Genomic DNA, 18,324 nt, shown 5'->3' on the forward strand with positions numbered 1-18,324 from the left:
CGGTGTTCGCTTGACCCTGCCGCGACGTCAACGTTTCTACTGAGGGCATGCGGATCGGAGAGCTCGCCACGGCCGTCGGGGTCACCACCCGGGCGGTGCGGCACTACCACCATCTGGGGCTGCTGCCCGAGCCCGGGCGGCTCGGCAACGGCTACCGGGACTACACCGTGCGGCACGCCGTCGTGCTCGCCCGGATCAGGCGGCTGACCGAGCTGGGGCTGGGGCTCGCCGAGGTGCGGGACGTGCTCGCGGACGAGGCCGGCAAGGACCTCGCCGAGGTGCTGGCCGAGCTGGACGAGGACCTGGCGCGGCAGGAGGCGGCGATCCGGGAGCGGCGGGAGCGGCTGCGGTCGTTGCGGGAGTCGGAGGGCGGGACGGCCGCCGAGGGTCCGGTCTCCCCGGAGCTGGCCGCGCTGTTCCGGAGCACCGCCTGGCTGTCCGACTCCCCCACGGCCGCCAAGGACCGCGAGATCCTCGCGCTGATCGAGACGTCCGCCCCGCCGGAGGAGCGGAAGCGGCTGATGGGGCTGATGAGCGGGGCGGTCGGGGCGCCGGGCGGGCGCGAGCGGGCCGCGACCGTGTACCGCCTGCTCGACGAGCTCGCCGACGCCGGCCCGGACGATCCGCGGGTCGAGGAGGCCGCCCGCGCGCTCGCGGAGTGCGTGCCCGCGGAACTGCTGCCCGAGGACGTGGTCCTGGACGAGAGCAACAGCTTCCTGGCCGCCCTCTACGCGGACTTCGCGCCCGCCCAGGCGGAGGCGTTCCGGCGGGCGCTGCGGATCGTGACGGAGGGGCGGGGATGAGCCGGCGGACGGAGGGAGAGGGCGCGGTGGGAGCTGCGGTGCGCGTCGGGTGGGCGCTGGTGCGGCACGAGGCGCGGCTGATGGCGAGCCTGGTGCTGTGGCTGGCGCGGCGGACGCACGGGGCGGGCGCAGGCACGGCGTTCGGGTACGCCCGCGGCGAGGCGGCCATGATGTTCGGGTTCGCGTTCGTGTGCGTGGTGGAGACGGTCGCGATGTCCGCGCTGCTGAGCGGCCGGCCGACGCTGCACGCGGTGGTGCTGTTCCTGGACGTGTACACGGTCGTCTTCGTCGTCGCCCTGTACGCCGCCTCCGCCGTGCGCCCGCACGTCGTCGGGCCCGACGGGCTGCGGGTGCGCCGGGCCGTCCACGTCGACCTGCGGATACCGCGTGAGCGGATCGCCTCCGTGCGGCGCGAGCTGCGGATGACGCACGAGCCGGCGGACGGCGAGCTGAATCTCGCCGTCGGCTCGCAGACGACCGTGACGGTGGAGCTCGCGGAACCGGTCCCGCACCGGTCGTTCTTCGGGCGCACCCGTGACGTCCGCGTGGTCCGCTTCCACGCCGACGACGCCGACGGCCTGGTACGGGCGCTCACCGCCGCCGCTCCGGGGCCCGCGGACCACGCCGTACCCTGACAGGCGAGCTCGATCGAAGGAGTACGTGTGCTTGTCCTGCTGCCGCCGTCCGAAGGCAAGGCCGCTTCCGGTCGCGGTGCCCCGCTGCGGACGGAGTCCCTGTCGCTGCCGGGACTGACCGCGGCGCGGGAGGAGGTCCTCACCGAGCTGGTCGACCTCTGCTCCGGCGACGAGGACAAGGCACGCGAGGTGCTCGGGCTGAGCGAGGGGCTGCGCGGCGAGGTCGCGAAGAACCGTGAGCTGCGCACCGCCGGGACCCGTCCCGCCGGGGAGATCTACACCGGGGTGCTGTACGACGCCCTGGACCTGGCCTCGCTCGACGCGGCGGCGAAGCGGCGGGCGGCGACGTCCCTGCTGGTCTTCTCGGGGCTGTGGGGCGCGGTCCGCGTCACGGACCGTATCCCCTCCTACCGTTGCTCGATGGGGGTCAAGCTGCCCGGGCTCGGCGCGCTGGGCGCGCACTGGCGGGCGGCGATGGCCGAGGTGCTGCCGGAGGCGGCGGGGCAGGGGCTGGTCCTCGACCTGCGCTCGGCGGCGTACGCGACGGCGTGGAAGCCCAAGGGCGAGGTGGCCGGGCGGACGGCGACGGTCCGCGTGCTGCACGCGCCGACCCGCAAGGTGGTCAGCCACTTCAACAAGGCCACCAAGGGCCGGATCGTGCGGAGCCTGTTGACGGCCGGGGCGGCGCCGAAGGACCCGGCGGAGCTGGTGGAGGCGCTGCGCGACCTCGGCTACGTGGTGGAAGGCTCCGCCCCGGCCCGGGCGGGGACGGCGTGGGCGCTGGACGTGCTGGTGGACGAGGTCCACTGAGCCCTCCCCGGACGGGACCTCCCGGACGGGACCCGGACAGGACCTCCCCGTACGGGTCCTCTCGGACGGATTGCAACATACGCAACGACCTTTGCGCAGGGTGCGCGCCGACGGCAGGATGACCGGCATGAACGCCTCCCTGCCGTCGCCCGCCGCGCCCGAACCAGCCGCCGCCCCTTCCGCCTCGGTGCTCGGGCTGGCGCCCGTGGTGCCGGTGGTCGTGATCGAGGACGCCGCCGACGCCGTACCGCTGGCGCGTGCGCTGGTGGCGGGCGGGCTGCCCGCGATCGAGGTGACGTTGCGGACCCCGGCCGCGCCGGACGCGATCCGGGCGATCGTCGGCGAGGTGCCGGGGGCCGTGGTCGGGGCCGGGACGGTGATCACGCCGGAGCAGGTGACCGGGGCGGTGGCGGCCGGGGCGCGGTTCCTGGTCAGCCCGGGGTGGACGGACGCGCTGCTGGCGGCCATGCGGGCGTCCGGGGTGCCGTTCCTGCCGGGGGTGTCCACGGCGTCGGAGGTGATGGCGCTGCTGGAGCGCGGGGTGCGGGAGATGAAGTTCTTCCCGGCGCGGGCGGCCGGCGGGACGGCGTTCCTGAAGTCGCTGGCGGGGCCGCTTCCGCAGGCACGCTTCTGCCCCACCGGGGGGATCGGCCCGGACAGCGCCCCGGAGTATCTCGCCCTGCCCAACGTGGGTTGTGTGGGCGGCAGTTGGATGCTGCCCGGGGACGCGGTGGCCGCGCGGGACTGGGACCGCGTCGAACGCCTGGCCCGCGAGGCGGCGGCGCTGCGGTGAGGTGGCGGCGCCGCAGTGAGGCGGGCGGGCCCCGCCGGGTCTACCGCAGGTGTGACGTGTCGTTGAACAGGCGGACGCTGGCGTTGCCGTCGGCGTAGTACGCGACGGCGGACAGCGAGGCCGCGGACAGTTCCATGCGGTAGAGCGCCTCGGGCGGGGCGCCGAGCGCGAGCCGGATCAGGGTCTTGATCGGGGTCACGTGCGTGACCAGCAGGACCGTACGGCCCCGGTACGCCGCGAGCAGCTTGTCGCGGGCCTGGGCGACCCGGGCGGCGGTGGCCGCGAAGCTCTCCCCGCCGCCGGTGGGTTCGACGTCCGGCGAGGCCAGCCAGGCGTTCAGGTCCTCGGGGTGGCGTTCGCGCACCTCGCCGAAGGTGAGTCCCTCCCAGGCGCCGAAGTCGGTCTCGCGCAGCCCTTCCTCCACGGCCACGTCCAGACCGAGGCGGGCGGCGACGATCCCGGCCGTCTCGCGGGTCCGGGCGAGGGGGGAGGCGACGACCGCCTGGACGGTGCCGCGCCGGGCGAGCGAGGCGGCGACCTTCGCGGCCTGCTCACGGCCGATGTCCGAGAGGGAGGGGTCGCTGCCGCCGCTGCCCGAGAAACGCTTCTGCGGGGTGAGGGGGGTCTCGCCGTGCCGCAGCAGCACGAAGGTGGCGGGCGCGCCCATGTCGGCGGGCGCCCACCCGGAGGAGGGCGTCGCCACGGCCTGCGCGGCCCGCCGATCGGCATCGGCACCCGTGCCCGTCACGGGGATGCCCCGCGCCGGTGCCGGCTTCCCGGATGCGGGGGTGTCCGTCGCCGGACGGTGCGCGGCGGACGGGTCCGGGCCGTCGGTCCGGGCCCCGGCTGCGGCTCCGGCCGCGGGGCGCTCGGCGGAGGTGCCCGCGTCACGGCCCTCCGTGGCCCGACCTGTCGACGCCGTGGCGTCGGCATCTTCCGTCCACGCCGGACCGCCGCCATCACCACCACCCGGGGCGGGACGCCCGTCGGCGGCCCCAGGCGTACGGGGCTCCGCCGTACGGTCCTTCGTCGTCGGCGTCATCGCCGCGCGGACGCGGGCCGCTCCCGCCGTCGCGTCACCGGGTGGGCCCTCGGGGGCCGGTACGGCCGAGGGTGTGTCGAGGTCGGCACGGCTCTCGGCGGGCGACCACTGCTCGCCCCGCTTCCCCGCGTCCATCGCCTCGTTGGCCAGACGGTCCGCGTGGGTGTTGCGTTCGCGCGGGATCCACTCGTAGGTGACCTGCCCCGGCGGGAAGACCGCCGCCGCCTGAGCCGCGAGCGGCTTCATCGCCGGGTGCTTGATCTTCCAGCGGCCCGACATCTGCTCGATGACGAGCTTGGAGTCCATCCGGACGTGGACCCTGGCCTCCGGGTCCAGGTCGCGGGCGGCGCGCAGGCCGGCCAGCAGCCCCCGGTACTCGGCGACGTTGTTCGTGGCGACGCCGATGTACTCGGCCGCCTCGGCCAGCGTCTCCCCCGTCGCCGCGTCGCTCACCACGGCGCCGTACCCGGCGGGCCCGGGGTTGCCCCGTGACCCGCCGTCCGCCTCGACGACGAACTCCCGCATCGAACTCGATTCCCCTGGAGAAGTCCCGGCAGGTCCTCTTACAGTCCCGACTCCGCCGTGCGGACCAGGATGCGGCGGCAGTTCTCGCAGCGCACCACGGTGTCCGGGGCGGCGGCCCGGATCTCGTTCATCTCGGTGATGGCGAGCTCCTGCCGGCATCCCTGGCAGGTGCGCGCGGACAGCTTGGCCGCGCCGACGCCGCCCTGCTGCTCTCGCAGCTTGTCGTACAGGCTGAGCAGCGGGGCCGGTACGGAGGTGGCGACGACCTCGCGCTCCTTGGTGGCGGAGGCGGTCTCGCCGTCGATCTCCTCGAGGGCGGCGTCCCGGCGGGCGGTGGCGTCGTCGATCTTGCCCTGGACGGAGCCGACCCGCTCGGTCAGTTCGGCGACCCGCTCCTGGGCGGACTCACGGCGCTCCATGACCTCGAGGACGACGTCCTCCAGGTCGCCCTGCCGCTTGGCGAGGGAGGCGATCTCGCGCTGGAGGTTCTCCAGGTCCTTGGGCGAGGAGACGGCACCGGAGTCGAGGCGCTTCTGGTCCCGGGAGGCACGCTGGCGCACCTGGTCCACGTCCTGCTCGGCCTTGGTCTGCTCGCGGGCGCAGTCGCTCTCCTCGGTCTGCGCGGCGACGAGCAGGTCGCGCAGCTGGGCGAGGTCGCGGTTCAGCGACTCGATCTCGTCGTGCTCGGGGAGCGACCTCCGCCGGTGCGCGAGCTGCTGGAGGCGGACGTCGAGGTCCTGGACGTCGAGAAGTCGGATCTGGTCGGCGGGCTCGGCGTTCAGTTGGGGGCTCCAGATGTGTCAGTGATGGCGCTGGACGACGCCGCGTGGGCGGTCCAGGGGTCGGTGACCGTGCGCGACACGTGGACCCTCAGGTCCCAGCCGTGCCGGTCGGAGATCTCGTCGAGCTGGGCGGCGGCCAGCTCGCACCAGGGCCACTCGGTGGCCCAGTGCGCCGCGTCGAGCAGCGCGAGAGGGCTGGGGGCGCTCACCGCGGTGAACTCGGACACCGGGTGGTGGCGCAGGTCCGCGGTGAGGAAGGCGTCCACGCCGGCGGCCCGGACGTGGTCGAAGAGGCTGTCGCCGGAGCCGCCGCTGACGGCGACGGTCCGTACGGGCGCGTCCGGGTCGCCGGCGACGCGGATGCCCTGCGCGGTGGCGGGCAGCCGCTCCGCGGCGCGGGCGGCGAACTCACGCACGGTGACCGGGTGGTCGAGCTCGCAGACGCGGCCCAGTCCCCGGCGGCCCTCGGGGTCGGAGGGGTCCGGCACCAAGGGGCGTACGACCCTGAGGTCCAGCGCGCCGGCGAGGGCGTCGGAGACTCCCGGGTCGGCGGTGTCGGCGTTGGTGTGGGCGACGTGCAGCGCGATGTCGTTCTTGATGAGCGTGTGCACCACGCGGCCCTTGAACGTGGAGGCCGCGACCGTGGTCGTCCCGCGCAGGTAGAGCGGGTGGTGGGTGACCAGCAGGTCGGCGTCGAGCTTCACCGCCTCGTCGACGACGTCCTGGACCGGGTCGACGGCGAACAGGACCCGCCGGACCTCCTGGCCGGGCTCGCCCACGACGGTGCCGACCGCGTCCCAGGACTCGGCCCGCTCGGCGGGCCACAGGTTCTCCAGCGCGGCGATGACTTCTGACAGACGGGGCACGCCGCCAAGGCTACCTGGCCCTTTCGCATGGCAGTACCGGCTCCGTTCGTACGGCGGCGACCGCTCCGCTCCCGCGGCGGCACGGGATCCGTCCCCGCCGGAGAACCGGCTCCGTTCCCGCGGCGGCACGGCATCCGTTCCCGTGGGTACCGGCTCCGTGGAGCACACTCCCTCGCCCTTCCTCGGCAGAATCGTTCCTGGAGCACCCTTACGTGTGAAGCGGGGCCCGCCGCTCCGCCACCTCCGCCCGCGAAAACTACGTTCGTCACCGGAGGTGACCGACACATGACGGTCTGTGCCATCGAACCTACGGCGGGACACGGGACGGGAGTGGGACGAGCGGGCTGCACCATCACCGCGGACGGCGGGTACGCCGCACGCCTGGCCCTCGCCGGCGACTCCCTGTTCCCGGAGCGCTGGACCCTGGACGGCCCGGAGCCGTACGCGGTGCCGCTGCCCGGCAACCAGCCCGAGGAGCCCGGCACCGAGGTGCAGCCCCTGAGCGACGGCCGGGTCCTCATCCGCCGCCTGGTGGACGGGCGGCACGCCTTCTCCCTGCTGTACCCGACCGGCCCCGGCACCGGCGAACTGCCGCTGGGCGCCGTCGAGTGCCCGGACGAGGAGACCCGGCTGCGACTGCTGCCGCCGGCCCCCGACGGACGCCGGGCCTACGCCCTCGCGGCGGGCCGGCACTCGGCGGTGGTGTGGCTGGTGGCGGGCGGCGCGAACGGCCCGGAGCGGGTCGCGGAGGTCCCGGGCGGCTGCTCGGGCGGGGTGTGGCTGGACCGCGCGGGCCGGATGCTGGCCCTGGACCGGGAGACGGGCGGGCGCACCAAGTCGGTCGTGGTGGACCTGGAACGCGGCGGCGAGATGTCCCCGCTGCTGCAGATCACCCCCGACAGCGACGACCGGGTCCTGCTCGCCGACCCGGACAGCGGCCTGCTGCTGATCCGCTCGGACGCGCCCTCGCCCGGCCGGGAGCGGCTGGGCTGGGGGGTGCTGGGCAGCACCCTGCCGGTGCGGTTCCCCGAGTGTCTGCGGCTGCCGGACCGCACGGTGACACCGTTCGCCATCCAGCCGGGGCAGATGCTGACCCCGGAGGCCTGCGCGGTGGCGCTGCGCGTCGACGGCGCGAGCGGCAGCTGGGTCGGCCTGTGGCGGCCGGCGGAACGGCAGGTGCACCACCTCGCGGCCCCCTCGGGGTGGCTGACCGGCACGGGCCGGTGGACGGCGGACGGCGTGCTGCGGCTCCCCTGTTCGACCCGCGCCGTCCCGTGCGGGATCGCCACGCTGACGATGCCGGGGGATGAACGTCGTGCGCCTGAACGGGTGTGGGAAGAAGATCCCGCAGAACGGGACGAGCGGCGGACAACGCACGGCGAGCTACCACCACTCGACGAGACGGGGTACTCCCAGCAACTAGCTCTTGTAGACACCTATATGACGGACAGTCACTCGCAACTCCCGCCGGTCTACGCGTCCGAGACCCCGTCGGCCCCCCGTCCCGTGCCCCTGCAACAGGCGCCTTTGGGGCGGCTTGTAACGAACTAGTGGCGGTTGGCGTGGCCGCCTGGATTCGGGGTGTGGTGTGCCGGTTAGACTCGCTCGGCTGTAGGAAAGATCATGTTTACGGGGTGAATTCCTTCCGATGAGCGACGTCATCACGCACGAGCCGCAGCCCGTCGAGTACGGGCAGGTTGCCGGGGGTCACGGCAAGCACCGGGGACCGGTTTCCACGCAGGAGACCGAGACGTCCCCGCGTGGCCGTCACCGCAGGCCCACGCAGGAGCACGAACACGCGGAGTCGGCCGCCTGACGCACGTCAGACGGCCGTTCACCTTCCGCGGGTGGAGCGAAGCACGGCCCCGATCGTCGTCCGACGGTCGGGGCCGTTCCCGTGTCCGGCGCGGCCCGCCGTCAGCCTTCCGTCACGTGCACCGTCGCGTCCGTGAGTACAGGGGTGTCCCCGCGTTCCACCGCGCTCACGCCCACCCGCACCGTGCCGTCCCCGCGCCACATCCGGACGCGCAGCGTCTCGCCCGGGTACACCACGTCGGTGAACCGGGCCGTGAAGGAGCGGACGCGGGTGACGTCACCGTCGAGCAGGGTGTCGACGACCGCCTTCAGGGTCATGCCGTAGGTGCACAGGCCGTGCAGCACGGGGCGGTCGTAGCCGGCGCGGCGTGCGAACTCCGGGTCGGCGTGCAGGGGGTTGAGGTCGCCGGTGAGGCGGTGGAGCAGCGCCTGGTCCTCCCGTACGGGGCGCTCGACGACACGGTCCGGGGCGCCCGGCTCCGCCCGCCCGCCCGCCGACGGCCCCCGATCGCCTCCCCAGCCGCCCTCGCCGCGTACGTACACCCGTGCCTCGGTCGTCCACAGCGGGCCGTCGGCGTCGGCGGCCTCGCTGCGCAGCACCAGGAGGGCCGCCCTGCCCTTGTCGTACACGGCGGTGATCCGGTCGGTGCGGGTGGCGGTGGCGCGGACGGGCAGGGGGCGGTGCACGGTGAGCGACTGGCCGCCGTGCAGGACGCGGGCGAGGTCGACGTCGACGCCGGGCATGGACAGGGCCGCGATCACCCCGGGCGGTCCGCCGCCGGCGACGGTGGCGAAGCTGGGCAGGACGTGCAGCCGGGACTCCAGCGTGTAGCGCAGTTCGCGGGGGTCGGTGGCGGGCACGCCCGCACCGATGGCGAGGTGGTAGAGCTGGACGTCCCCGGGGGCCCAGGAGATCTCGGTGGTGCGGGGCGCGGCGGTGAGCGCCCGGGCCGCGTCGACGGGCATGTGACTCCTGATCGCCGGGGTGTGGTCCGGGACCCTGTATAGCCCAGCGCCCGGCGCCCGTCAGCCGTGGCGACCCCTGGACATTCGTACCGGTGCGGACCGTACGGACGGCTCTGGGCGGGTGCCCCGGGCCGGCCCTACCGTCGACAGGGACCGCACCCGGCCGGGTGCGGCGGACCGGACACACCGCGAAACCGGGGGAAGAGACATGTCGACAACTTGTGAGGCGTACACGGAGGCCCGCGGCCGACGCGGTCCGGGGCTCGGCCATCCGCGGCTGCTGCCCTGGCTGCTGGTCGCGATGGGCGCGTTCTCCCACCTCCTCCAGGGCACCACCTCCGACCCGTGGGTCGGCGGCGCCGGGCTGCTGGCGTTCAACTCCCTGTACGTCTACCTGGCGTTCACCACGCATCCGTGCGGCAATCGGGACACCGTCGCGCGGCGCGTGGCGCTCGGTCTGCTGGCGGCGGTGACCTGCGTGCTCGCCGTCGGCTACGGCGGCGACTGGCTGCTGTACTTCCCGCTGCTCGGGCTGGCGACGGGCGTGGTGCTGCGCGGACGGCGACTGCTGGCCGTCGCTGCCGCGGTGACGGCGGTCGCGGGCACGGTCTCCTGGTACCACGACGGCTGGGGCAGCCTCGACATCCTCTACGCGACGGCCGTCTCGGCGCTGGTGACCGCCACGATCGTGCGGCTGGCGGACACGGTGTACGAGCTGCGGGAGGCCCGCCGAGAGCTGGCCCGGCGGGCGGTGGAGGAGGAGAGGCTGCGGTTCTCGCGCGACCTGCACGATCTGCTGGGGCACACGATGTCGGTGATCGTGGTCAAGTCGGAGGCGGCGCGGCGGCTGGTGCCGCGTGACCCGCAGGCCGCGCTGGCGCAGGTCACGGACATCGAGGCGGTCGGCCGGCAGGCCCTCACGGAGATCCGCGAGGCGGTGACGGGCTACCGGGAGGGCAGCCTGGACACCGAACTGGACCGGGCCCGCTCCGCGCTCACGGCAGCGGGCGTCGTCCCCGTCGTGCACCGCTCCGGGCCGGCCCCGGGACCGCGTACGGAGGTGCTGCTGGGCTGGGTGGTCCGCGAGGCCGTCACCAACGTCGTACGGCACAGCGCGGCGGGGCGCTGCGAGATCACGATCGTGACGACGGAGGAGGCGGCCCGGCTGACCGTCACCGACGACGGCACCGGGGCGGAGGCGGACCCCGCCGCGGACGCCGCCACGGGCTCCGGCGCGACGCCCGCGGGCGGGACGGGTCTGCGTGGGCTGGCCGAGCGGCTCGCGGTGGCGGGCGGCACGTTGCGGGCGGGTGAGGGCGCGGGCGGCGGTTTCGATGTCACCGTGGACCTGCCGGTGCACGCGGGGGCGGGAGCGGGGTCGGATGCGTCCGGCGCCGCACGGGAGCCGTCGGCGTCGGCGGTGTGAGCGGCCGTGACGTCACCGCTCGGCTGCGATCCGCCCACCGCGCCCTACGCTGCTGCCGTGAACGAGATGCCGCGTGAGCACCGGCCCGGCGGTTCCGTCCGGGTGCTGCTCGCTGAGGACCAGGGGATGATGCGCGGCGCGCTCGCGCTGCTGCTCGGGATGGAGCCCGACATCGAGGTGGTGGCGCAGGTGGGCACCGGGGACGCGATCGTGGACGCCGTCCTCACCCGGCGTCCCCACGTCGCCCTCCTCGACATCGAACTGCCCGGCATGAACGGGCTGGACGCCGCGGCGGAGCTGCGCGAGCGGGCGCCGGGCTGCCGGGTGCTGATCCTGACGACCTTCGGCCGGCCCGGCTATCTGCGGCGGGCGATGGACGCGGGAGCGGCGGGGTTCCTCGTCAAGGACGGACCGGTGGAGGAGCTGGCCTCGGCGATCCGCCGGGTGCTCGCCGGGGAGACGGTGGTCGACCCCGGGCTGGCCGCGGCGGCGCTCAGTGCCGGGCCCAGCCCGCTCACCGCCCGCGAGCGTGACGTGCTGCGGGAGTCGGCGGGCGGGGCGACCGTCGCGGACGTGGCCGCCCGGCTGCACCTGTCCGCGTCCACGGTCCGCAACCACCTCTCGGCGGCCATCGGCAAGACCGGCACCCGCAACCGCACGGAGGCGCTCCACGAGGCCCGCCACCGGGGTTGGCTGTGACGCGGACCCCCGGTCGGCCCGCACGCGCCGCGCGACGACCGCGCCGCCGTCAGGCCGACGGCTTCGCCGTCGTGCGGGGCAGCCAGGCCCACATCAGGACCGCGCCGACCGCCAGGACCGCCGTCCCCGTGGTGAAGACCAGGGCGTAGCCCTCCGTGAGGGCCTCGGGGGTGTCGCGGCCGTCCGTGCGGGCCGCCGCGAGGGTGGCCATGACCGCGAGGCCCAGGGACCCGCCAATCGTGCGCGAGGTGTTGACCAGGCCGGAGACCAGACCGGCCTCCTCGGGAGCCGCGCCGGACGTGGCGAGGGAGGCCAGCGGGGTGCCGGCGAGGCCCGCGCCCAGCATCATCAGGACGCCGGGGATCAGGATCGCGGTGAGGTAGTCGCCGTCCGCCGTCATCGTCGACTGCCAGGCGAACCCGGCCAGGGCGATCAGCGTGCCGAGCACGGCCACGGCGCGTGGTCCCGTCACCCGCATCAGGCGCGGGGCGGCCTTGGAGCCCAGGATCACGGCGACGGAGCTGGGCACCAGGGCGAGTCCGGCCTCCAGCGGGGTGTAGCCGAGGACGTTCTGCGCGTACAGGGTCATGAAGAACCACATGCAGAACATCGCCGAGCCGCTGAGGAACATGGCGACGTTGGCGGAGGCCACCGACCGCAGCCTCAGCAGACCGAGCGGCATCAGCGGGGCCTTGGCGCGGGCCTCGACGAGCAGGAACAGGGCGACGAGGGCGAGCCCGGCGGCCAGCGGCACCAGGGTGGCCGGGGCCGTCCAGCCCTCGGCCTCGGTCTGGGAGACGCCGTAGGCCAGGGTGGCGAGGCCCGCCGTGACCAGGACGGCTCCGGGCAGGTCGAGGCGCCGGCCGTCCCCGGCGCGGCTCTCCGTGATCCAGCGGGCGGCGGCGACCAGCACGACCGCTCCGACGGGCACGTTGATCAGCAGCACCCAGCGCCACGACAGCGCCTCGACGAGCACCCCGCCGACGAAGCCGCCGGCCGCGCCGCCGCCCGCCCCGACGGCGGTCCAGGTGGCGATGGCGCGGGCGCGGGCCGCGCCCTCCGGCACCGCCGAGGTGACGAGGGTGAGTGTGGACGGCGCCAGCACGGCCGCCCCGAGCCCCTGCACGGCTCGCGCCACCAGCAGCTGCCAGCCCTCCTGGGCCAGCCCGCCGGCCAGCGACGCCAGGGTGAACAGCCCGAGCCCGACCAGGAACATCCGCTTGCGGCCGTAGAGGTCGCCGGCCCGGCCGCCGAGCAGCATGAAGCCGGCGAAGGCGATGGAGTAGGCGTTGACCACCCACTGCAGGCCCTGTTCGTCCAGCGCGAGGCCGGTGCGCAGGGACGGCAGCGCGACGTTGACCACGGAGATGTCGAGGACGACGAGGAACTGGCCGGCGCAGGCGAGCGCCACCACCAGCCACACGGGGGGTGCGGTGCGGGCGGGGGCGCGGGTGGTGTCGGGGGCTTCGAGCATGAGGGTCATGCTCTCAACCGTCGCGAGCGGCCCGCATCGGCATTTCGCCCGACCCCCGTCTCCGCCCTCCGGCCGAGCGCGGTCGCACCCGCGCGTACGACCGGTGGGCGGAACGCTCAAGTCCGGGCGTACGACGGGTGGACGGGCACACGAGTCCGGGCGGAGGACCGGTGCGCGGACGCCCAAGGAACGGTCAAGAAATCGTTAGCGGGCCGAAACAACGGAATAGTTGCCTGGGCAGACAGGGTTCAGCATCCACGTAACAGCCGTTCGGTCGCCTGGAGGCACCCTTCATGACACAGACGACGTCCGTCCGTCCCCCCGGCAGAGCGGGCGGCGCGGTGGTCCCCGTCCTCGCCTTCGCGGGCATCGTCGTCGCGGTGATGCAGACCCTGCTGGTCCCGGTGATCAAGGATCTGCCGCAACTGCTGCACACGGCTCCGGCGGACGCCACCTGGGTCCTGACCTCGACCCTGCTGTCCGGCGCCGTCGCCACCCCGATCATGGGCCGCCTCGGCGACCTCTTCGGCAAGCGCCGCATGCTGGTCGTCAGCCTCGCGGTGATGGTGGTGGGCGCGCTGGTCAGCGCGTTCACCAACGATCTGCTGGTGATGATCGCCGGCCGCACCTTGCAGGGCTTCGCGATGGGCGCGATACCCCTCGGCATCGGCCTGATGCGGGACATGCTGCCGCGCGAACGGCTGGGCTCCGCGATGGCGCTGATGAGCTCCTCCATCGGCGTCGGCGGCGGCCTGGCGCTGCCCGCCGCCGCCCTGGTCGCCCAGCACGCCGACTGGCACGCCCTCTACCTCGGCGCCGCCGCGCTCGGTGTGCTCGCCATCGGCCTGACGCTGGCCGTCGTGCCCGAGTCGCCGGTGCGCGCCAAGGGCACCTTCGACCTGCCGGGCGCGCTGGGCCTGACCGCCGGGCTGGTGCTGTTCCTGCTGCCGGTGTCCAAGGGCAGCGACTGGGGCTGGACCTCCGGCACGACGCTGGGCCTGTTCGGCGCGGCGGCGGTGGTGCTGCTGCTGTGGGGGCTGATGGAACTGCGGGTGAGCGCGCCGCTGGTGGACCTGCGCACCACGGCCCGCCGCGAGGTGCTGCTGACCAACCTGGCCTCCATCATGGTCGGCGTCTCCTTCTTCGTCGTCTCCCTGGTCCTCCCGCAGCTGCTCCAGCTGCCCACCGCGTCGGACGGGCTCGGGCAGTCGATGGTGGTCGCGGGCCTGTGCGTGGCCCCGCTGGGCCTGACGATGATGTTCACCGCGCCGGTGTACGCCCGGGTCTCCGCCCGGTACGGACCCAAGGTCACCCTGATCGTCGGCCTGCTGATCATCGCGGCCGGTTACGGCGGCGGCCTCGGGCTGATGAGCGCCGCCTGGCAGACCGTGCTCACCTCGGTGGTCCTCGGCGCGGGCATCGGCCTCGCCTACTCCTCGCTGCCCGCGCTGATCATCGGCGCGGTCCCTGCCTCGGAGACCGGCGCGGCGAACGGTCTGAACACGCTGATGCGCTCCATCGGTACGTCGGTGTCCAGCGCCGTGATCGGCATGGTGCTGGCGAACACCTCGCACGTGGTCGGCGGGGTGGCGGTGCCGACCCTGCACGGGTTCCGCCTGTCGTTCGGTATCGCCACGGCGGCGGTGGCCGTCGGCCTGGTGCTGGCCCTGTTCCTGCCCGGCCGGCGCCCGTCGGCCCACCCGCAGCTGCGGGCGAGCAGCGAGGAGGAGGCCAACCTGGAGCGCGCGGAGGAGGCGCTGCGCGGCTTCCGCGGGCGGGTGCTGGACGCGTCCGGCGCGCCGGTCGCCCGCGCGCGGGTCACGCTCATCGACCGGCACGGCCGCCGGGCGGGCGCCACGGTCTCCGCGACGGACGGCAGTTACGCCCTCGCGGTCCCGGCCCAGGGCCCGTACGTCCTCGCCGCACGCGCTCCGGGCCACGGCCCCCTGGCCTCCCCGGCGACCCACACGGGCGGCAGCCACAGCATCGCCCTGGACCTGTCGCTCCCCCCGGAGACGGTCACGGCGTGACGTCCGCCGGTTCGCCGGCGACCGCCCGGCGCACTGGTCCGGGCCGGGCTCCCAGGCCCCGGACACCCGCCGCCCGAGGCCGGGCACGCCCCGCTCCCCGCACACCGTGCACCGGGACCCCCGCCGACGCTTCCCCGGCGCCCCGCTCACGGGTCACCGGGCTTGCGGAGACCGCTGACCGGAGGCCGGGCGGCACCGGGGCCCCACGCGGTGCGGGTGGCTCCCGCCCACCGGCGGGCGGGAACCTGGGAGGCGGGTCCAGGGCGGCGGACGGCACCGCGTCCGAACGTCGCCGACGCGCCCCCCTGGTGCACCGGCCGATGCCGGCAGCCGGGTTTGCGGGCTCACCGCCGAAGCGCGGTGGTCCGGGCCTTGCACGCACCCGGTCACCTCCCGGTACCCCCCTCCCCCGCCCTCGCGGGGACTACGGCAGCATGGCCCCGTGGAGACTTCTGTGACCTGCGGAGAGGCGGACCCCATGGTGAAGGCGCCGGAGGCGGCCGTGCTCGCCGCGTTCGAGGCGGCGAAGGGGTTCATGCCGCTGGACGAGGGCCTGGCCCTGTACGCGGCCGCCGTCGAGGCGGGGCGGCTGGGGCTGCCGCTGCTGGAGATCGGCACGTACTGCGGGCGCTCCACGATCCTGCTCGCCGACGCGGCCCGCGCGGCCGGCGTCACCGCCCTCACCGTGGACCACCACCGCGGCAGCGAGGAGCAGCAGCCCGGCTGGGAGTACCACGACCCGGACACCGTCGACCCGGAACTGGGCGTGATGGACACCCTCCCCACCTTCCGCCGCACCCTGCGCCGGGCGGGCCTGGAGGAGCACGTGGTCGCGCTGGTGGGCCGCTCCCCGCAGATCGCCGCCCTGTGGGGCCGTCCGCTCGGCCTGGTCTTCATCGACGGCGGCCACACCGACGAGCACGCGAGCGCCGACTACGAGGGCTGGGCGCCGCACCTCGCGGAGGGCGGCCTGCTGGTCATCCACGACGTCTTCCCGGACCCGGTGGACGAGTTCACCGGGCAGGCCCCGTACCGCGTGCATCAGCGGGCTTTGGCGTCCGGCGCGTTCACGGAGATCTCCGCCACCGGTTCCCTGCGCGTCCTGCGCCGTACGGGTGCGGCCGCCGGGCCCCGTTAGGGTGGCTGCGTGTCGTACACCGGTCCCGACTTCGATCCGCCCCCGAACCCCCGGTCCCGCCGCCGGCCGCTGACCGTGGCCGTCGCCGCGCTCGTCTGCGGCGGCCTGCTCGGGTGGGGCGTGTACGCGGCCACGGGCGGAACGGACGACGACGGGGCGGGCGGCGCGGAGGCCAAGGGCTCCCCGTCGGCTGCCTCCCGTACGCCGTCGCAGCCCGCCTCGCCCTCCGCCGAGGACACCGGGGACACCCGGGGCGGCGGGGACGAGGAGCCCCCCGCCTCGCGGCCGCCCTCCGCCTCCGCTCCCGCCGCGACCGGCCCGCTCAAGGGCAAGGTGGTCGTCATCGACCCGGGACACAACCCGGCGAACTTCCGGCACACCGCCGAGATCAACCGCCAGGTGGACGTCGGCACCCACCGCAAGGAGTGCGACACCACCGGCACCGCCACCAACGACGGTTACACGGAGGCGGAGTTCACCCTGGACGTCGCCCACCGGATACGCGTGCTCCTGCGGAAGCAGGGCGCCACGGTGAGGCTGACCCAGGACCGCGACCGCCCGTACGGGCCGTGCGTGGACGAGCGGGCCCGGATCGGCAACGAGGCGAAGGCCGACGCCGTCGTGTCGATCCACGCCGACGGCTCGGGCGCCGGCAACCGCGGCTTCCACGTCATCCTGCCGGGCGCGGTGAACTCGGGCGGGGCGGACACCCGCGCCATCGTGGGACCCTCGCGTGAACTCGGGGAGCGCGTCGCGGGCAACTTCGTGCGCGTCACCGGCACCGCGCCGTCCAACTACATCGGCGGCGGTACCGGACTCGTCACGCGGGAGGACCTGGGCGGTCTCAATCTGTCAACGGTTCCGAAGGTGTTCATCGAGTGCGGGAACATGCGTGACGGCAAGGACGCGGCGCTGCTGACCAGCGGCGCGTGGCGGCAGAAGGCGGCGCAAGGGATTTCCGAGGGAATCGTGAGCTTCCTGCGCGGGTAGGGATCGGCCCACTGATCCGGGCGGACAGCCCGATCCGGCGGACGATAGTGTCGTCCGTACGATCAGGGGCCACCCCCGCGCTTCGCACCAGCACCCTCCGGGCGACATGGTGGCAGCGACGCCTCTTCCGACGACGAGACGACCTACGAAGGACCTGAAGTGAATATCCGCTCCCTCACTCGAGGCGACGGCGTGGTGATCGGAGCAGCGGTATTGCTGTTCATCGCGTCGTTCCTCGATCTGTACTCGATCGACGGCGCCCCGGACAGCGTGGACATCCCCAGCCTGTGGGCCAGCGGTCCGGTGCTGCTGGGCGTCGTGCTGGCGGGCATCATCGGCGCGGCCCTCGTTGTGGTCGCCCGGGGTCTGCCGCAGCCGCCGAAGGTGGCGGGTCTCGAACTGGCGCCGTTCGGTGTGGCCTTCGCGGTGTTCGCCGCCTGGAGCGCGCTGGGCAACGTCTTCGACCCGGCCGGTGGCGCCGACAACTTCGGGGGGTCGAGCGACGGCCCCGACGCGGGCATCGGTCTGATCCTCGCGCTTGTCGCCACCCTGGTGATGGCCGCCGCCGCCGTGGCCACGCCGCTGGTGCCGGCGCTCAAGGGCGCGCTGCTCCCCGCCGCCCGTCCCGCCGCCGCCCCGCAGCAGCCGTACGGCGGGCAGCCGCCCAGCGGTTACGGCTACCCGGGCGCGCAGCAGCAGGCGGCCTTCGGCGGCGGTCAGCAGCCGGGGCAGCCGTTCGGCGGTCAGCAGCCCCCGCAGGGTCAGCCGGCCGCGGCGCCCGCCCCCGACTTCTCCCCGTTCTGGTTCGCCGTGCCGGTGCCGCGCCCGCTGTTCCCGGAGGACGGCTCGCCGACCCCGATCGCCGAACTGGCCCCCGGTACCTGGTACCTGGCGGTGGAGCAGCGCGGTCAGGTGCTGGTCGCGCAGACGCAGGACGGCCGCCGCGGCGTCCTTCAGGACACCTCGGGCATCCAGCGCGGCTGAGCCCCGGTTCCGTCGTCACGGCCCCTCGCCCGCGCGGGCGGGGGGCCGTTCGCGCGCCGGGACGGCGAACGGGGCTGGTTTCAAGCGGGCGTTCGGGGCCAGACGGACACCATGTCCCCTCGATATCGCTCTGGTTCCACCTCCGCGGGGACGGTCATCGCGGTGATCGCGGACGTCATGGCCGTCATCCTCGGACTGTGGATTCTGATGTATCTGCTGGACGCCAACCGGGCCAACGACCTGGTCCGGTTCGTCCATGACGCGGCCAACTGGCTGGCTGCCTGGTCGCGTGACCTGTTCACCTTCGACGAGGAGTGGGCCCGGGTGGTCTTCGGCTACGGACTCGCCGCCGTGGTCTACCTCTTCATCGGCCACGCCATCGCCGGCCGCCTGCGCCGCCACTGACCCCACCCCACACCCGCCCGACGACACGCCCACCCACGGCCCGGCCGCGTGACCCGGGGGTCCGGGGGCACCCCCCGGGAGAACACAGCACGTTCGACGAGGAGTGGGCCCGGGTGGTCTTCGGCTACGGACTCGCCGCCG

Annotated in this window: 18 protein-coding genes; 13 read left to right on the forward strand and 5 right to left on the reverse strand. The window is 74.6% G+C overall.

Going from position 1 to position 18,324, the window contains the following annotated elements:
• Positions 1-47 precede the first annotated feature (47 nt).
• From B100_RS0101700 to B100_RS0101715, 4 genes are all read left to right on the forward strand, one after another.
• On the forward strand, positions 48-803 hold the full coding sequence (locus tag B100_RS0101700; protein WP_024882749.1) for a MerR family transcriptional regulator: 756 nt from the start codon (positions 48-50) through the stop codon (positions 801-803).
• Positions 800-1,438: a hypothetical protein gene (locus B100_RS0101705; protein WP_199785198.1), complete on the forward strand. Its 639-nt coding sequence runs from the start codon at positions 800-802 to the stop codon at positions 1,436-1,438. Before B100_RS0101700 ends, B100_RS0101705 begins: the two co-directional genes overlap by 4 nt.
• Before the next feature lie 27 nt (positions 1,439-1,465).
• On the forward strand, positions 1,466-2,248 hold the full coding sequence (gene yaaA, locus B100_RS0101710; protein ID WP_024882751.1) for a peroxide stress protein YaaA: 783 nt from the start codon (positions 1,466-1,468) through the stop codon (positions 2,246-2,248).
• Between the two features lie 127 nt (positions 2,249-2,375).
• Positions 2,376-3,041 (forward strand): bifunctional 4-hydroxy-2-oxoglutarate aldolase/2-dehydro-3-deoxy-phosphogluconate aldolase, encoded by a 666-nt coding sequence (locus B100_RS0101715; RefSeq protein WP_024882752.1) that lies wholly within the window; start codon positions 2,376-2,378, stop codon positions 3,039-3,041.
• A gap of 40 nt (positions 3,042-3,081) precedes the next feature.
• Here B100_RS0101715 and B100_RS0101720 read toward each other — a convergent pair whose 3' ends face one another.
• The 3 genes from B100_RS0101720 to B100_RS0101730 are packed head-to-tail and all read right to left on the reverse strand — an operon-like array spanning position 3,082 to position 6,256.
• Entirely contained in the window at positions 3,082-4,608 is a 1,527-nt protein-coding gene (locus B100_RS0101720; RefSeq protein WP_024882753.1) for a bifunctional RNase H/acid phosphatase, read from the reverse strand.
• A gap of 38 nt (positions 4,609-4,646) precedes the next feature.
• Positions 4,647-5,390, reverse strand: coding sequence for a CT398-like coiled coil hairpin domain-containing protein (locus tag B100_RS33560; protein WP_024882754.1), 744 nt, complete (start codon positions 5,388-5,390; stop codon positions 4,647-4,649).
• Complete coding sequence (locus B100_RS0101730) at positions 5,387-6,256, reverse strand: Nif3-like dinuclear metal center hexameric protein (protein ID WP_024882755.1); 870 nt, start codon at positions 6,254-6,256, stop codon at positions 5,387-5,389. The genes B100_RS33560 and B100_RS0101730 overlap by 4 nt, the downstream gene beginning before the upstream one ends.
• Before the next feature lie 285 nt (positions 6,257-6,541).
• On the opposite strand from B100_RS0101730, the gene B100_RS0101735 reads away from it, so the two are divergent.
• Positions 6,542-7,807 carry a hypothetical protein gene (locus tag B100_RS0101735; RefSeq protein WP_024882756.1) on the forward strand — a complete coding sequence of 422 codons (1,266 nt, stop codon included), beginning with the start codon at positions 6,542-6,544 and terminating at the stop codon, positions 7,805-7,807.
• A 97-nt stretch (positions 7,808-7,904) separates the two neighbouring features.
• Positions 7,905-8,072: a hypothetical protein gene (locus B100_RS37155; RefSeq protein WP_199785199.1), complete on the forward strand. Its 168-nt coding sequence runs from the start codon at positions 7,905-7,907 to the stop codon at positions 8,070-8,072.
• Positions 8,073-8,173: 101 nt separating this feature from the next.
• On the opposite strand, the gene B100_RS0101745 is transcribed toward B100_RS37155, so the two are convergent.
• On the reverse strand, positions 8,174-9,037 hold the full coding sequence (locus B100_RS0101745) for a MaoC/PaaZ C-terminal domain-containing protein (RefSeq protein WP_024882757.1): 864 nt from the start codon (positions 9,035-9,037) through the stop codon (positions 8,174-8,176).
• A 208-nt stretch (positions 9,038-9,245) separates the two neighbouring features.
• Between B100_RS0101745 and B100_RS0101750 the strand changes: the two genes are divergently transcribed.
• Both B100_RS0101750 and B100_RS0101755 read left to right on the forward strand, forming a co-directional pair.
• A complete protein-coding gene (locus tag B100_RS0101750) occupies positions 9,246-10,463 on the forward strand; it encodes a histidine kinase (protein ID WP_024882758.1) in 1,218 nt (405 codons plus the stop codon).
• Between the two features lie 66 nt (positions 10,464-10,529).
• Positions 10,530-11,162, forward strand: a complete 633-nt coding sequence (locus B100_RS0101755) for a response regulator transcription factor (RefSeq protein WP_037722366.1) — start codon at positions 10,530-10,532, stop codon at positions 11,160-11,162.
• 49 nt (positions 11,163-11,211) lie between these two features.
• On the opposite strand, the gene B100_RS0101760 is transcribed toward B100_RS0101755, so the two are convergent.
• Entirely contained in the window at positions 11,212-12,645 is a 1,434-nt protein-coding gene (locus B100_RS0101760) for an MFS transporter (protein ID WP_024882760.1), read from the reverse strand.
• A gap of 284 nt (positions 12,646-12,929) precedes the next feature.
• Here B100_RS0101760 and B100_RS0101765 point away from each other — a divergent pair, with 284 nt between their 5' ends.
• The 5 genes from B100_RS0101765 (at position 12,930) to B100_RS0101785 (ending at position 18,183) form a co-directional block, all read left to right on the forward strand.
• Entirely contained in the window at positions 12,930-14,666 is a 1,737-nt protein-coding gene (locus tag B100_RS0101765) for an MFS transporter (protein WP_024882761.1), read from the forward strand.
• A gap of 478 nt (positions 14,667-15,144) precedes the next feature.
• Positions 15,145-15,804 carry a class I SAM-dependent methyltransferase gene (locus B100_RS0101770; RefSeq protein WP_024882762.1) on the forward strand — a complete coding sequence of 220 codons (660 nt, stop codon included), beginning with the start codon at positions 15,145-15,147 and terminating at the stop codon, positions 15,802-15,804.
• A gap of 9 nt (positions 15,805-15,813) precedes the next feature.
• A complete protein-coding gene (locus B100_RS0101775; protein WP_024882763.1) occupies positions 15,814-16,794 on the forward strand; it encodes an N-acetylmuramoyl-L-alanine amidase in 981 nt (326 codons plus the stop codon).
• 159 nt (positions 16,795-16,953) lie between these two features.
• The gene (locus tag B100_RS0101780) at positions 16,954-17,778 is read left to right on the forward strand and encodes a DUF5336 domain-containing protein (RefSeq protein WP_024882764.1); all 825 of its coding nucleotides are present in this window, start codon (positions 16,954-16,956) and stop codon (positions 17,776-17,778) included.
• Positions 17,779-17,889: 111 nt separating this feature from the next.
• Positions 17,890-18,183, forward strand: a complete 294-nt coding sequence (locus B100_RS0101785; protein WP_048457677.1) for a hypothetical protein — start codon at positions 17,890-17,892, stop codon at positions 18,181-18,183.
• The last annotated feature ends 141 nt before the right edge of the window (positions 18,184-18,324 follow it).

The organism is Streptomyces sp. CNH189 (assembly GCF_000527195.1).

Coding starts and splice junctions, on each gene's coding strand:
- B100_RS0101785 (WP_048457677.1), top strand. CDS start 17,890: ATGTCCCCTCGATATCGCTCTGGTTCCACCTCCGCGGGGACGGTCATC.
- B100_RS0101735 (WP_024882756.1), top strand. CDS start 6,542: ATGACGGTCTGTGCCATCGAACCTACGGCGGGACACGGGACGGGAGTG.
- B100_RS0101755 (WP_037722366.1), top strand. CDS start 10,530: ATGCCGCGTGAGCACCGGCCCGGCGGTTCCGTCCGGGTGCTGCTCGCT.
- B100_RS0101700 (WP_024882749.1), top strand. CDS start 48: ATGCGGATCGGAGAGCTCGCCACGGCCGTCGGGGTCACCACCCGGGCG.
- B100_RS0101760 (WP_024882760.1), bottom strand. CDS start 12,645: ATGACCCTCATGCTCGAAGCCCCCGACACCACCCGCGCCCCCGCCCGC.
- B100_RS37155 (WP_199785199.1), top strand. CDS start 7,905: ATGAGCGACGTCATCACGCACGAGCCGCAGCCCGTCGAGTACGGGCAG.
- B100_RS0101765 (WP_024882761.1), top strand. CDS start 12,930: ATGACACAGACGACGTCCGTCCGTCCCCCCGGCAGAGCGGGCGGCGCG.
- B100_RS0101715 (WP_024882752.1), top strand. CDS start 2,376: ATGAACGCCTCCCTGCCGTCGCCCGCCGCGCCCGAACCAGCCGCCGCC.
- B100_RS0101750 (WP_024882758.1), top strand. CDS start 9,246: ATGTCGACAACTTGTGAGGCGTACACGGAGGCCCGCGGCCGACGCGGT.
- B100_RS0101720 (WP_024882753.1), bottom strand. CDS start 4,608: ATGCGGGAGTTCGTCGTCGAGGCGGACGGCGGGTCACGGGGCAACCCC.
- B100_RS0101745 (WP_024882757.1), bottom strand. CDS start 9,037: ATGCCCGTCGACGCGGCCCGGGCGCTCACCGCCGCGCCCCGCACCACC.
- B100_RS0101705 (WP_199785198.1), top strand. CDS start 800: ATGAGCCGGCGGACGGAGGGAGAGGGCGCGGTGGGAGCTGCGGTGCGC.
- B100_RS0101770 (WP_024882762.1), top strand. CDS start 15,145: ATGGTGAAGGCGCCGGAGGCGGCCGTGCTCGCCGCGTTCGAGGCGGCG.